Below are 13,252 nucleotides of genomic sequence, written 5' to 3'. Positions count from 1 at the left end.
TCAGGCTTGGCCTAGGCTAATAGCAATCGCTTAGCCTTCGATCGGGGCGCGCCAGTCGTCGGAACCAGAGGTGCCGGCAACAGTGTGTTCCCAATCAATCTTACGGTAAGCCAGTGACACATCCATCAACTGGGTGAATTCAGATTTTTGGATGTCTTGGGCGTGGGGCATACGCAGATTGATGTCAACGATGGTGGCATCGGTCAGCGTGGTGGTGAAGAAGTGCTCCTGCTTACCTTCTACAGACGTGCGGTACCACTTCAGCTCAACATTGGGCAGCATTTCACCCGATGCAAGTGCGTTGTACATCAGCGGTACTGCTTTGTTCAGAGCAACGGTGAAGATGAAGGGCTTGTGAGCACGTTGACCGGACGGCTGACCAGACTGCGGGTCAGTGGGGACGGTAACGACATGCTTGAATTCCTGCACCAGCATTTGGTCTTCATGACCTTCAACGTAGATGTTGCCTACGGAGTCAGGGGTAAAAGCGCCTGAAGTGATGTTGCCCTGAGTTTGGCCTTCGATGCTGATATAACATGGTGTTGGCATGGGCTGCTCCTTGACTGAAATATTAAGAGTTGTCACGTGACTCCCTAAGTAAAGCAATGGCTATGCCATTATATTTTTTGTCTTTTTTTTCAAAGGCTTAGTTTTTATAGCGCTGAATTATTAATTTTTATTAGGCAATTTATGGCCTCGCCTAGGCAACTCATTGCTTGCTTGGCAATGGGTTGCTTGATTTTTTTGATGTTAAATTTGATAAGTCTGAGGGGGGTAACGAAATCTGGTTTTTGGTTTTATTTTGTAAGGTTAATGTACTAGTTGTTATTTTTTTACCTTTAAAAATACATTTGAGCGCTTTGTTTTTTTAACGATGATTAGCTTTGTCAAAATCATTTGTACGTTATTTCTGTCAAAAAATGTAAGAGATTGCCGATAGAATTTGTAAGAAATATCTTACAAATTTTAATTAGTTATTTAATTTAAATTAGCAATGACGTTATCTCCGAGTAAATTCTGCAAAATGGCCGCCAAATGATATTAAGTTGAATTCGTGCTTTTGGGGTGATGACCAATAGGCGTCTTTTGTTCAAGTAAGTTGGAGTTGGCGTCGCACTATGTAATTCGGTACCTTCCCGGGATTGAGAACTATTCACGGTTACATTGATACACTTCTCTCTCCAAGGCTAACTATCATGGCTAAGCAAGGAACTGTTGCTCCCAAGGAGCGCATCAATATCAAGTATGTGCCAGCGACTGGCGATCAGCAGGCTGATACTGAACTGCCACTGAAATTGTTGGTGGTAGGCGACTTTAAAGGCGGTGAGGAAGAGACCCCCATTGAAGAGCGACAGTCCGTTTCTGTTGATAAGAACAACTTTCAGTCGGTAATGCGCGAGGCGGGGTTGAGCCTACAAACTGCTGTGCCTAATCGTCTTGATGAGAGCGATGAGCCCTCAGACATCGCTGTCAATCTTGATTTTAAATCGCTGGAGGATTTCTCTCCTGATGCGGTTGCCAAGCAGGTGCCCGAGCTACGCAAGTTGGTTGAGTTGCGCGAAGCACTGGTAGCTTTGAAGGGACCGCTGGGTAACGTGCCCGCTTTCCGTGATCGGCTGCAGAAGCTGTTAGAAAATGACGAAGCTCGCCAGCAGTTGCTGAATGAGCTGGCATTGTTGGATGCAGATAAAGAGCAGTAATTCTTCAGTGTTAGCAGCGTTTTTTTATTGCAAATCAGCGAATTCGAGGCACAGCAATGAGTAAGACAGCAAAGCAATCGAGCACAGCGACAGAGACTGAAAAGGATGTTTCGTTGCTTGATCAAGTGATGGCGCAAACACGTATGGCGCCAGCCGATGAAGGTTACGATGTTGCCAAACAGGGCGTGGCGGCTTTTATAGCAGAGCTACTCAATGATGGCGAGGCGGCTCCAAAGGTCAACAAGTCACTTGTGGATAATATGATTGTTGAGCTGGATAGGAAGATTAGCCATCAAGTAGATGAGGTCTTGCATGAGCCGAATTTTCAGCAGTTGGAGTCGGCTTGGCGTGGTTTGAAGCTGCTGGTTGATCGGACTGATTTCCGTGAAAACATTAAGCTTGATGTGCTGCACGCCACCAAGGAAGAGTTGCTGGAAGATTTTGAGTTTGCACCTGAAATTAGCCAGAGCGGGCTTTACCATCATGTCTACAACGCAGGCTATGGTCAGTTTGGCGGAGAGCCGGTAGCGGGCATTATTGGCCACTACGATTTCTCGCCCTCCACACCTGATATGAAGCTGCTTCAGCATACGGCAGCGGTTGGTGCTATGGCGCATGCACCCTTTATGTCTTCAGTTGCTCCCTCTTTCTTCGGTATTGAAAGTTTTGAAGAGTTGCCGAATATCAAAGATTTCAAGGCTATTTTTGAAGGGCCTAAATATGCTCGTTGGCGCAGCCTTCGTGAGTCTGAAGACGCGCGATATCTTGGGCTAACGGCCCCGCGCTTCTTGCTGCGGACGCCTTATGATCCAATAGAAAACCCGATCAAAAGCTTTAACTACCGCGAAGACGTTAGTGAAAACCACGAGCATTATTTATGGGGTAATACCTCTTATTTGCTGGCGGAGCGTCTTACGGACAGCTTTGCCAAGTACCGTTGGTGCCCCAATATTATTGGCCCACAGAGTGGTGGTGCAGTCGAAAACTTGCCGGTGCATACCTACGAAGCATTTGGCCAACTGCAGGCAAAAATTCCTACCGAGGTATTAATTACTGACCGGCGTGAATTTGAGATGGCTGAGGAAGGGTTCATCTCATTGACCATGCGTAAGGGCAGTGATAATGCGGCCTTCTTCTCCGCCAACTCTGTTCAAAAGCCCAAGGTTTTTCCAAATACTGCAGAAGGGAAAGCGGCTGAAACCAACTTCAAGCTGGGTACTCAGCTTCCTTACATGTTCATCATTAATCGCTTGGCGCACTACGTCAAAGTGCTTCAGCGCGAACAAATAGGTTCGTGGAAAGAGCGTCAGGATCTTGAGCGTGAACTTAATGCTTGGATTCGTCAGTACGTCGCCGATCAAGAAAATCCCCCCGCAGATGTCAGAAGCCGCCGCCCGCTACGCGCAGCTTCTATTCAGGTGTCTGATGTCGAAGGTGATCCAGGCTGGTATCAGGTGTCCATGGCGGTTCGTCCGCACTTTAAATACATGGGCGCCAACTTCGAACTCTCGCTTGTTGGCCGCCTCGACAAAGAATAAGGGAAAGCAGTGATGGCAACGGAGAGCGGAGGGTTATTGGGGGGGGCGCCGCTAGGAGGTCGCTTGTTTGAAAGGCTTGCCGCTCCCCACCAACCCGTGTTGCGAAAAGAAGCCAACGAGTTGGTGGACGTTGTTGAGTCGATCAAACGCCACTTAGTTGACTTGCTGAACAGCCATCCTGGTAACAGCGCCTGTGCGCCTGAGCTCGGCTTGCTCGACTTCAACGATGCCACGATTGGTGTTCTGGATCTGGAGCGCAATATTCAACGCGCGATTTGTCAGTGTATTGAGCGCTATGAGCCGCGGGTCAAACGGGTGGACGTTGAGTCATTGCCTAATCATGGTGACCCGTTGCAACTGCGCTTTCAGGTGCATGCCACCGTCGCTTTAGGCAGAGAAAACACCCAAGCGACTATCGATTTGTTGCTTAACAACAAGCGTTATCAGTGTCTCAACTGATATGCCTGAGAGGCACGAATGCTGAATCGCCACTATCGTGACGAGCTCAATTTTTTAAAGCGCCAAGGGCGGGAGTTTGCCGATGCAAACCCCGGCTTAAGCCGCTTCTTGTCCGAGCGCAGCACGGATCCTGACGTAGAGCGGTTATTGGAAGGGTTTGCCTTTCTCACCGGGCGTATGCGTGAAAAAGTCGAGGATGAGTTTCCCGAGCTTACGCACTCGCTAATCAGCATGCTGTGGCCGAATTATTTGCGGCCTGTACCCAGCATGACGGTGGTTCAATTTACGCCTAGCTGGTACTCCCTTAGTCAGCAGCAACGGGTTGAGCGTGGAACGGAACTTGCCAGTGAGCCGATAGAGGGCACGCCGTGCCTGTTCAGAACTTGCCACGATGTATCACTCTATCCATTGGCGCCGATAGGGGTGGACGCGCGCCATACGCGGGAGTCCTCAATCGTAGAGCTGGCGATGGAAGTGCGTAGCGACCAACCGCTGAATGCCATGGGTATCGACTCGCTGCGCTTGCATCTGGGCGGTGACGGTTACACCGCACGTACACTCTATTTATGGATGAGCCACTATCTTTCCCGGCTGGAGTTGGAAATTGATGGTCAGAGCCAGCGCCTACCTGCTGATGCGCTAAAGGCTGTTGGGTATGAGCGTGATCAAGCGCTCCTTCCTTACCCGCAGAATGTGCATCAGGGGTATCGCATTTTGCAGGAGTACCTCTGTTTTCCAGAGGCTTTCCATTTTTTTGATATTTTAGGGCTCGGCCACTATTTGCCTGCTGACACAGCGAGCAACGTCACGCTGCGCTTTGTATTTTCACGTACCTTGCCAACCGATGCACGGGTGAAGGATGAGCATCTGGCGCTTTACTGTACGCCGGCGATCAACCTTTTCGAGCATGATGCTGAACCTATTGATTTGAGTGGTGAGCGCAGCGAGTACCGAATACGGCCCAATAGCCGCGCCCCTTCGCACTTTGAAATTTTTAGCGTTGATGAGGTGTTGGGAACGCTGGAAGGTGGGCGTACTGAGTGGCAAGAAAAGCCACGCCGCTATGTTCCTTTTGAGAGTTTTCAGCATCAAATTGAGCGTGACCGGGGCAGGGAGTCCCTCTACTACCGTGTTCGAGTGCGTGACAGCCTGCGCAGCGATGGTTTTGATCACGACATCGCCTTTGTTCGGGGGGATGAGCGCGCCTGTCTTGGTCGTCGCGAAACGGTTTCTCTGCAACTGACCTGCAGTAATCGTGAGTTACCAGAGCAGCTAACGATAGGCGATTTGTGCGTGGCAACGGAGGAAAGCCCTGCTTACGCTACCTTCCGCAATATTACACGGCCGACCCCGGTGCTCCGCCCTGCACTCGATGATGGGCTGCTATGGATATTAATCTCAAATTTGTCGCTTAACTACCTCTCCTTGCTCGAGCGTGATGCACTGTGCTCGGTACTGCGCGCCTATGATTTCCGAGCATTAGTGGACAGGCAAGCAGAACGGGTTGCGCAAAAAAGGCTAGCCGGCATTCTTGAAATTGATACTCAGTCTGTTGATCGCCTGCGCAAAGGCTTGCCCGTGCGTGGGCTGCGCTCGGTAATGACATTGGATCAAGAAGCTTTTGGTGATGAGGGCAGCCTCTACCTGTTTGGCAGTGTGCTGGCGCGCTTCTTCTCGCTGTACGCAAGCATTAACTCTTTTCACGAATTGCATGTCATTAACCGCCATAACCAAGAGCGCTATCAATGGACCTTACAGGTGGGGCAGCAGCCCCTGATGTAGCGCTGGCACCGGTCATTCGGGGGGCGCGGCGTTACGAATTTTATCAACTAGTAGAGCTTCTGCACCGTCATCATGGCGATGATTTAGAGCAGCGGCATGGCGGTAGCGTGCCCTCATTTCAGCGCGTGCGCTATACCGCTTCTGCGTCGTTGGGCTTTCCGGGTAGCGATGTGCTTGCCCTGAGTGAAACCCAAGTCGGCCAGTACGAGATGGAAGTCAGTTTCCTGGGATTACAGGGCGCGCAATCGCCATTACCCGGTTATTACCTGGAAACCTTGGCGCATAACGCCGCTCATCAAGAAGGGGCCGCGGGTGATTTCCTCGACTTCTTTAACCATCGACTCTTAACGCTCGTGCATCGTAGCTGGCGAAAATATCGCCACTACGTTCGCTATCAAAACGATGCGAAAGATGGTTTTTCTGCTGCGATATTTGCTTTGGTTGGGCTCGCAGACAGCGATCTGCGCGGTGAAACACCGATCAACTGGAGCAAAATGCTCGCTTATGCGGGCCTCTTGGCTGGACGGTCGCGCTCGCCTGATGTGGTTAGCGGCATTGTTGGACACTGTTTCGACTTAGCCCAGGTACAGATTGAAGAGTGGGTGCAGCGCTGGGTGGAGATTCCTCTGGATCAGCGCAGTTGTATGGGGGTCTCGGGGATGACACTTGGCGGCGACATGGTCGCAGGCGAGCGTGTTGCGGATGTGAATGGCAAATTTGCGTTGTGCCTGCGCGGTTTAAGCCTAGCGCGATTTAGAGATTTTCTACCTGATGGTGAAGAGCATAGTCCCCTTAAAACGCTGGTGAGTTTTGTACTACGAGAGCCTTTGGCCTATGACCTCGAACTTGAATTGCTGGATAGCGAGGTAAAGCCCATGCGTTTGGGGGATGCCGGGTCATGCCAGCTTGGCTGGACCACCTTTGTTGATCCAGAGAGCGACGGCAACACCACGCGCCGTCGTGTACGCATTCAGATGACGAGTTAATCCATGCATTCCAATCAACTAGACGCCATCACCTTGGTTGTCATCAACAGTGAGCAGCTCGAAGGGCGCTCGACCAGCAGCTTTGTCTTCCATAACGAAGGGGGCACGCTGGGAAGTGGCCGACAAGACAACTGGTTACTGCAAGATCATAGCGGACGAATTAGGCCCAGCCATGCCGAAATCACCAAAATCGATGGCAAGTTCTGCCTGGTAGATCTAAGTGGACACACCTTTATTAACCGGACGACGCTTCCAATTGGGCGGCATCGAAAGGTTGCGCTACGCGATGGTGATGAGCTGATGATTGGCGAGTATCGCTTGAAGGTACATCTCGGTGATCGTCACGCATGGCAGCCAGGTGTGCACTCGCTGGCCACGCTAATTGACGAAGAGCATGACGAGGTCACGACCCAAGGCGCTGTTTGGTCAGCAGGGGGTGGGCATACCTTCAATCATGAAGCAGAAAAAGGCGACCCAATGGAAGCCTTAGGAGGAGCAGTGCCAGGCTCGACCGCGCATGACCCGATGGTGGCGTTAGACCACGAAGAGAAGTCGTCGGACACCATGGAACCGCTTGAGGCCATGTCGCTCTCATATCGCCAGCAAGCGTATCAAGGGAATGCTGGTCAAGGACATAAATTCCAAGAGCCAGCATATGCAAATAATCGGGGGCAGTGGCAGCAACAAGAGCGCCATGAGGAAGCCTTAACCCTCCCCGATATCAGAACACCGAAAGGCACAACAACGCAGAGGAGCAACGGTATGGATGAGCGGCAGATAAACGATTTGGAGCGCTCTGTTGGGGAGCAACTGGAAGATCGCTGGCAAAAGCCAACTACGCAATCGCTTGGTCATGTGGGTGCAGACCCTCTGTTAAGAGGGTTAGGCCTTGATTTACCCTTCCGCGATAGCGAGGAGCAGCAAGCATTTCTAGAAGAGGCGGGGCACACCCTACGCGCGACTATAGATGGCTTGCGCTTACTTCAGCAGGCGCAGAACGATAGTAAGTACCCACTTAGAGACCGCCGTTTACAGCCGATTGAAGATAATCCTCTGCGCCTTGGTCAATCTTATAACGAGACCGCTGAGACCCTCTTTTCTGCCCAGCGTAGCCCGGTACATTTATCAGCACCTGAGGCGGTAGCAGAGTGCTTGCGCCACCAGGGACAGCATCAAGCCGCCGTGGAGGAAGCCATTGGTCATGCATTGGGCGCCATACTGGATGCGTTCTCCCCTGATGCACTGCTCAAGCGTTTCCATGCATACCGTGGTGCGGGTAATCGTATTGAAGACGAAGGTGGCTGGGCTTGGGAAATGTACCACTACTACTACCGAGAGCTTAACTCGGGTCGTCAACAAGGCTTTCAAAAACTGTTTTGGGAAGTCTTTGAACAAGCCTATGACCAATCGGTACGTCGCCAGCAGCGGGAGGAGGCATGAACGTGCACAGCATGGCCCGGCTTGCCTGGCTGCTTTGCATCATTCTGCTGCTAGCAGGCTGTGCCTCGACCCGTGAAGCCACGGGCAAAGCATGGCAGGTAATGCGCGACCCCTCTATTCCTGTCGGCTACCCCGAAGATCAGCCCACCACAGTTGACTTAAGCATGATTGCTGAGCCAAACGTCAATACCAATGTGGATGGTGAAGGTACGCCGCTGCGTTTTCAGGTACTGCAGTTAAAAGATGACTCCATGTTGATGGCCGCTGATCTAGGTCAACTGAGCAGTGATTTAGAGGAAGCGCTGGGTACCAATTACCTCACCCACGATGACTTTACCCTGCTGCCTGGGCAGTGGAAGTTTTATGAGCCTTTCGACATTGACGAAGAGACGCGATACATCGGGCTGATTGCTTTCTACGCAACGCCCAACGAGGCCGAGTGGAAGAAAGTCGTTAAGGTGAAGAGTCGTGGCGAGCACTACCACTTACTGGTTCACCTCCGGGATAGTGAAGTAGAACTAAGGAAGGAGGAGTAATGGCTAGCCGAAATCGTGTGGTGTGGAGCGAAGGGCTATTTATTAAGCCTCAGCACTTCCAGCAGCAGCAGCGTAGTGTTGAAGGACTGATAGATGCACGACTCAAAGGGATTAGCCACTATTTATATGGCTTCCATACACTGGAGTTGAATAGTGAGTTTCTAAGCTTTGGGCGTATTGCCATTAGCCGTGCCAGCGGTGTTATGCCGGATGGCGTCGCCTTTGAACTACCGGCCGATGATATCGAACCTAGCCCGCTAGAAATTAGCGACGCCAGCATTACCAATCAGGTGGTCTACCTGGGCCTGCCGTTGGCCACAGACGGGGTGGGCGAGGTGCGCTGGCCGGGCGACGAACTACCTGCAAGGTATCGCCTCTCCTCACGTAGCGTACGTGACCTTCACTCCCGCGATGGCGCTACGGCGGAGCTTGAGGTGGCGCGGGTTTCTCCACGCTTACTGTTAGAGAGCGATGACCGCAGCGGTTACGCCTGCCTTTCTGTGGCACGTATTATTGAGCGTCGCCCAGATGGCAGCTTAGTGCTTGATGAGCAATTCTTGCCCACGCTGCTTAACGTTCAAGCGGCTCCTGGGTTGCAGCGGTTTGTGGGCGAGATGGCCGGTTTAATGCGAGAGCGGGCGCGCAATATCGCTCAGCGCCTCTCTACGCCGCATCAAGCCGGTGTGGCCGACGTCTCTGATTTTATGTTGCTGCAGCTCCTTAATCGTGCCCAGCCCCGTTTTCAGCATCTGGCACGGCTGGGGCAGCTCCACCCCGAGCGGCTTTACGACACCATGCATGAAGTAGCCTGTGAACTGGTGACCTTTACCGATGAGTCGCGGCTGCCGCCCGAATGCCCCGCTTACGATCATGACCACCCCGAGCGTGCTTTCCGACCGCTGATGAAGATGTTGCGTCAGGCACTTTCTACCGTACTTGAACCACGCGCTGTCGCCATTCAACTACAGGCGCGCCGATTTGGTCTGCTGGTGGCACCGCTTTCTGACGTTAGCCTGATTGAGTCTGCGGAGTTCATCCTGGCCGTTAGGGCCGACATGCCTAACGAGCGCTTGCGCAAACTCTTTTTGCAACAAACCAAAGTGGCAAGCGTCGAGCGTATCCGCGATCTCATCAGCCTACAGCTCCCCGGTGTGCCGCTTGAACCTTTACCGGTCGCACCTCGCGAGCTGCCTTACCACGCCGGCTACAGCTACTTCCAGTTGGATCGCCAGAGCGAAGCGTGGGGAATGCTCAACGGGGCCAGCGGGTTTGCCTTCCATGTCGCCGGTGAATTTCCAGGGCTGGAAATGCAGTTCTGGGCCATTAGGAGTTAAGCCATGCAGCATCTTGCAAACGAAGATCAACGCTCTGTACGACCACGTGGCGCAAGCGACAAAGTCCGTCATGAAGATCTGATTAATGAGCATGGCCTGGAACATCTCATCCATAGCCATGCCGAGCAATTGGATGCCGATGAAGACTACTGGTTTCGTCTGCGTGGCCACAATCTTAACCCACTGGTGGATGCTGCTAGCAGCCTGCTTGGCATGGTGGTGCGTGTGCGTCAGCTTGATAGCGCAGGCGATGTTGAGCGCCTTTATCGGCAGGTAGTCGACGAGATCGCTGCTATCGAAATTGAGCTAACTGAGCAGGGCTATGACCGGGCCACTCTTCTCGCTTACCGATACGTCCTTTGCTCCTTTATTGATGAAGCCGTCATGGGGATGCCGTGGGGTCGACAGAGTAAGTGGGCCGAGCACTCGCTGCTAACACGTTTTCATAATGAAACCTGGGGCGGCGAAAAAGTGTTCTCCATTCTCTCGCGTCTACAGCAAGAGCCCCAGCGCTACCGTGACATGTTGGCATTTATTTATCTCTGTCTGTGCCTTGGTTTTGAGGGCCGTTACCGTGTGATGTCCCACGGGCGCGATGAGTACGAGCAAATTGTCAGGGCGTTGGGGGACCAATTAGCCACGCTTGATCAGCCACCTGAGGACGCGCTCACCCAACCGCTGCGTAATGTCGTAAAAGGCCGCCAAGGCATGCGTAGCGGATTTCCTATATGGGGAATATTTACCCTATTTGGGATCGCCATGGTGGCTGTGTATCTGGGCTTTTCCTGGTCGCTTGATCAGCAAGCCGAACAGATTACCTCGCTTCTTAACCAAATTTACCGTTAGGAGATCCCATGCTCAGGGTAGAGCTACCGGCGCTTATTAGTCGACTAAATGAAATTGCTCGCCAAGGTCTGGAGCAGGCTGCCGTACTGTGCGCCGAACAGCAAGCACCCGAGGTGACCACCGGGCACCTAATGCTGGCGCTGGTCGACCAGCCGCTGTGTGATGTGCGCCTGCTGCTGGAAACGCTTGATATTGATGCCGAGGAACTGCGCGCAAAAATAGCTGAAGAGAGTCGCCCACCGCGTGATCTTGAGGTATCGACACCCAGCTTTTCACCGCTATTAGTCGAGCTGCTCCAGGATGCCTGGTTGCTGGCAACCACCGAGTATGGTCATCAAGCGCTGCGCAGCGGCGTGCTTTTCACAGCGCTACTGCACAATGCCCCTCGCTACTTGGGGCCGAAGAGCGTGGCGTTACTGGAAGATATCAATCGCGAAAATTTACGCCGTCACTTAGAGCGCTTAACAGCAGATTCAGCAGAAGCACCCAGGGAGAGTGCGGGCGCTAGCCAGCGCCAGGCTACCCATCCTGCTGGCGATGACAGTGCGCTGGCACGTTTTGCCAGCTCGTTGACGGAGCAAGCCCGCAATGGTGAGCTAGACCCTGTCCTGGGACGCGACCCGGAGATCGATCAAATGCTCGATATCCTGGGGCGTCGGCGCAAAAACAACCCCATCGTGATTGGCGATGCGGGGGTGGGTAAAAGTGCCGTAGTAGAAGGCTTAGCCGCCCGTATTGTGGCCGGCCAAGTGCCCACGGCGCTGGCAGATGTTGAGCTGCTTACCCTTGATTTGGGCGCTCTGCAAGCCGGTGCTGCGGTGAAAGGCGAATTTGAAAAACGCCTGAAAGCCGTGATCGACGAAGTCAAAAACGCCCCGCGCCCTACGCTGCTGTTCATCGATGAAGCGCACACGCTGATCGGTGCGGGCAACCAGGAAGGCGGCGGTGACGCGGCCAACTTGCTCAAGCCCGCCTTGGCACGGGGTGAGCTGCGTACCATCGCCGCCACCACCTGGCGGGAGTACAAAAAGTACTTCGAAAAAGACCCGGCGCTGTCGCGGCGCTTCCAGCCGATTGCGCTTTCCGAGCCAAGCGTTGAGCAGGCTCTGGTGATTCTACGCGGCCTACGCGATGTGTATGAACGCGCCCACGGTGTGCTGATTGGCGATAGCGGCCTGCGTGCAGCTGCCGCGCTTTCTGCCCGCTATTTGGCCGGTCGGCAGTTGCCCGATAAAGCCATTGATGTGCTGGACACCGCCTGTACCCGGCTGGCGCAAGCTCTAGATACGCCCCCGCGTAAGCTCAGTCATCTTCAGAGTGAACATATCGCCGCACTGCGCGAGCGCGACCAGGTTGAACGTGAACGACTATTGGGGCGCGAGCCCGATAGCGAGCTCCACCAAGACTTAACCGAACGCTTAGCCAAGCTGGAAGAGGAGTTGGCAAGCCTGGAAGCCGCCTGGCAAGCGCAGCGGGAATGCGTTGATGCCATTGTGGCGCTACATCGCCAACTGCTGGAAGCAACGGATGCCGATGCCGTGGATCAGCTTCCCGAGGGGGTTCATCAAGCGCTCGCCGAACGGGAGCAGCAGCTGGCTCAACTGCAAGAGGCATTTGCCCTGGTCAATCCCAGCGTGGAAGAAGCCCAAATCGCCCAGGTGATTGGTGACTGGACTGGCGTGCCGGTTGAGCGCATGACCAGCGACGAGCTAACGCGACTCACCGAACTGCCCACGCATCTGGATGCGCTAATCCAGGGGCAGGGCAGCGCCATTGAGCGCATCCATCGCCACTTGCTAACCGCGCGTGCGGATCTCCGTCGCCCTGGGCGGCCATTGGGTGCATTTCTGCTGGTAGGCCCCAGCGGCGTAGGTAAAACCGAAACCGTGGTGCAAATTGCCGACCAGCTGTATGGCGGCCGTCAATTCCTCACCACGATCAATATGTCGGAATACCAAGAGAAGCATACGGTTTCACGCCTGATTGGTTCACCACCGGGGTACGTCGGGTTTGGTGAAGGCGGGCTACTCACCGAAGCGATCCGGCAACGCCCCTATTCGGTGGTGCTGCTGGACGAAGTCGAAAAAGCCCATCCCGATGTGCTGAACCTCTTCTATCAAGCATTTGATAAAGGCGAATTGGCCGATGGAGAAGGGCGCGTTATCGATTGCAAAAACGTACTGTTCTTCCTGACCTCTAACTTGGGTTACGAAGCTATCGTCAGCTATGGAGATGACCCAGCGGCGCTCGATGCGGCGCTCTATCCGGTGCTGGCTGAATTCTTCAAGCCGGCGCTATTGGCGCGTATGGAAGTGGTGCCTTACCTGCCGCTGGACGGCGATACCCTGCGCGACATCGTCAAGGCCAAGTTGGAAGCTCTAGCAACACGCATCCGCGAGCGCCATCGTCAGGCCGAGGTAGTGCTTGATGACAGCCTGGCCGAGGCGATTTGCAAACGGGCGACGCGGAGTGAAAACGGCGCCCGTATGCTGGAGTCGGTGATTGATGGTGAACTGCTGCCGCCGCTCTCCCGTGCGCTGCTTGAGCGCATGGCACGTCGTGAGCAGGTGAGTCGAGTCGTGTTAGGTGTGGATGCTGAACAGGGCTCATTCACCGCGGAGGTTGCGTGAC

At 53.7% G+C, this 13,252-nt stretch carries 11 protein-coding genes; 10 read left to right on the top strand and 1 reads right to left on the bottom strand.

From position 1 onward, the window contains the following. Positions 1 to 30 precede the first annotated feature (30 nt). Positions 31 to 549 (bottom strand): Hcp family type VI secretion system effector, encoded by a 519-nt coding sequence (locus ACFIOZ_RS17895; RefSeq protein ID WP_035580474.1) that lies wholly within the window; start codon positions 547 to 549, stop codon positions 31 to 33. 647 nt (positions 550 to 1,196) lie between these two features. Between ACFIOZ_RS17895 and tssB the strand changes: the two genes are divergently transcribed. Genes tssB through tssH form a run of 10 tightly spaced genes read left to right on the top strand, consistent with a single transcriptional unit; the run spans position 1,197 to position 13,251 of the window. Next, positions 1,197 to 1,700 carry a type VI secretion system contractile sheath small subunit gene (tssB, locus tag ACFIOZ_RS17890; protein WP_386080122.1) on the top strand — a complete coding sequence of 168 codons (504 nt, stop codon included), beginning with the start codon at positions 1,197 to 1,199 and terminating at the stop codon, positions 1,698 to 1,700. A gap of 56 nt (positions 1,701 to 1,756) precedes the next feature. After that, positions 1,757 to 3,238 (top strand): type VI secretion system contractile sheath large subunit, encoded by a 1,482-nt coding sequence (gene tssC, locus ACFIOZ_RS17885; RefSeq protein WP_386080121.1) that lies wholly within the window; start codon positions 1,757 to 1,759, stop codon positions 3,236 to 3,238. Between the two features lie 12 nt (positions 3,239 to 3,250). Then, complete coding sequence (tssE, locus tag ACFIOZ_RS17880) at positions 3,251 to 3,697, top strand: type VI secretion system baseplate subunit TssE (protein WP_386080119.1); 447 nt, start codon at positions 3,251 to 3,253, stop codon at positions 3,695 to 3,697. A gap of 18 nt (positions 3,698 to 3,715) precedes the next feature. Continuing rightward, positions 3,716 to 5,479 carry a type VI secretion system baseplate subunit TssF gene (gene tssF / locus ACFIOZ_RS17875; protein ID WP_386080118.1) on the top strand — a complete coding sequence of 588 codons (1,764 nt, stop codon included), beginning with the start codon at positions 3,716 to 3,718 and terminating at the stop codon, positions 5,477 to 5,479. Beyond that, the gene (gene tssG / locus ACFIOZ_RS17870; protein WP_386080116.1) at positions 5,443 to 6,465 is read left to right on the top strand and encodes a type VI secretion system baseplate subunit TssG; all 1,023 of its coding nucleotides are present in this window, start codon (positions 5,443 to 5,445) and stop codon (positions 6,463 to 6,465) included. Before tssF ends, tssG begins: the two co-directional genes overlap by 37 nt. Positions 6,466 to 6,468: 3 nt before the next feature. Further along, positions 6,469 to 7,905, top strand: coding sequence for a type VI secretion system-associated FHA domain protein TagH (tagH, locus tag ACFIOZ_RS17865; protein WP_386080115.1), 1,437 nt, complete (start codon positions 6,469 to 6,471; stop codon positions 7,903 to 7,905). Continuing rightward, the gene (gene tssJ / locus ACFIOZ_RS17860) at positions 7,902 to 8,441 is read left to right on the top strand and encodes a type VI secretion system lipoprotein TssJ (RefSeq protein WP_386080114.1); all 540 of its coding nucleotides are present in this window, start codon (positions 7,902 to 7,904) and stop codon (positions 8,439 to 8,441) included. Before tagH ends, tssJ begins: the two co-directional genes overlap by 4 nt. Next, positions 8,441 to 9,775, top strand: coding sequence for a type VI secretion system baseplate subunit TssK (gene tssK, locus ACFIOZ_RS17855; protein ID WP_386080113.1), 1,335 nt, complete (start codon positions 8,441 to 8,443; stop codon positions 9,773 to 9,775). The genes tssJ and tssK overlap by 1 nt, the downstream gene beginning before the upstream one ends. A gap of 3 nt (positions 9,776 to 9,778) precedes the next feature. Continuing rightward, the gene (icmH, locus tag ACFIOZ_RS17850; RefSeq protein ID WP_386080112.1) at positions 9,779 to 10,621 is read left to right on the top strand and encodes a type IVB secretion system protein IcmH/DotU; all 843 of its coding nucleotides are present in this window, start codon (positions 9,779 to 9,781) and stop codon (positions 10,619 to 10,621) included. Between the two features lie 8 nt (positions 10,622 to 10,629). Then, positions 10,630 to 13,251 carry a type VI secretion system ATPase TssH gene (gene tssH, locus ACFIOZ_RS17845; RefSeq protein WP_386080110.1) on the top strand — a complete coding sequence of 874 codons (2,622 nt, stop codon included), beginning with the start codon at positions 10,630 to 10,632 and terminating at the stop codon, positions 13,249 to 13,251. The last annotated feature ends 1 nt before the right edge of the window (position 13,252 follow it).

It is taken from the genome of Vreelandella sp. F11 (assembly GCF_042466685.1).
Classification (GTDB): domain Bacteria; phylum Pseudomonadota; class Gammaproteobacteria; order Pseudomonadales; family Halomonadaceae; genus Vreelandella.
This window is presented reverse-complemented; position numbering and strand designations above follow the sequence as displayed.

What these genes read in the sequence shown, in the direction of transcription:
- icmH (WP_386080112.1), top strand. Translation starts at nt 9,779, where the DNA reads ATGCAGCATCTTGCAAACGAAGATCAACGCTCTGTACGACCACGTGGC.
- tssK (WP_386080113.1), top strand. Translation starts at nt 8,441, where the DNA reads ATGGCTAGCCGAAATCGTGTGGTGTGGAGCGAAGGGCTATTTATTAAG.
- tssB (WP_386080122.1), top strand. Translation starts at nt 1,197, where the DNA reads ATGGCTAAGCAAGGAACTGTTGCTCCCAAGGAGCGCATCAATATCAAG.
- tssF (WP_386080118.1), top strand. Translation starts at nt 3,716, where the DNA reads ATGCTGAATCGCCACTATCGTGACGAGCTCAATTTTTTAAAGCGCCAA.
- tagH (WP_386080115.1), top strand. Translation starts at nt 6,469, where the DNA reads ATGCATTCCAATCAACTAGACGCCATCACCTTGGTTGTCATCAACAGT.
- tssC (WP_386080121.1), top strand. Translation starts at nt 1,757, where the DNA reads ATGAGTAAGACAGCAAAGCAATCGAGCACAGCGACAGAGACTGAAAAG.
- tssE (WP_386080119.1), top strand. Translation starts at nt 3,251, where the DNA reads ATGGCAACGGAGAGCGGAGGGTTATTGGGGGGGGCGCCGCTAGGAGGT.
- tssH (WP_386080110.1), top strand. Translation starts at nt 10,630, where the DNA reads ATGCTCAGGGTAGAGCTACCGGCGCTTATTAGTCGACTAAATGAAATT.
- tssG (WP_386080116.1), top strand. Translation starts at nt 5,443, where the DNA reads ATGGACCTTACAGGTGGGGCAGCAGCCCCTGATGTAGCGCTGGCACCG.
- ACFIOZ_RS17895 (WP_035580474.1), bottom strand. Translation starts at nt 549, where the DNA reads ATGCCAACACCATGTTATATCAGCATCGAAGGCCAAACTCAGGGCAAC.
- tssJ (WP_386080114.1), top strand. Translation starts at nt 7,902, where the DNA reads ATGAACGTGCACAGCATGGCCCGGCTTGCCTGGCTGCTTTGCATCATT.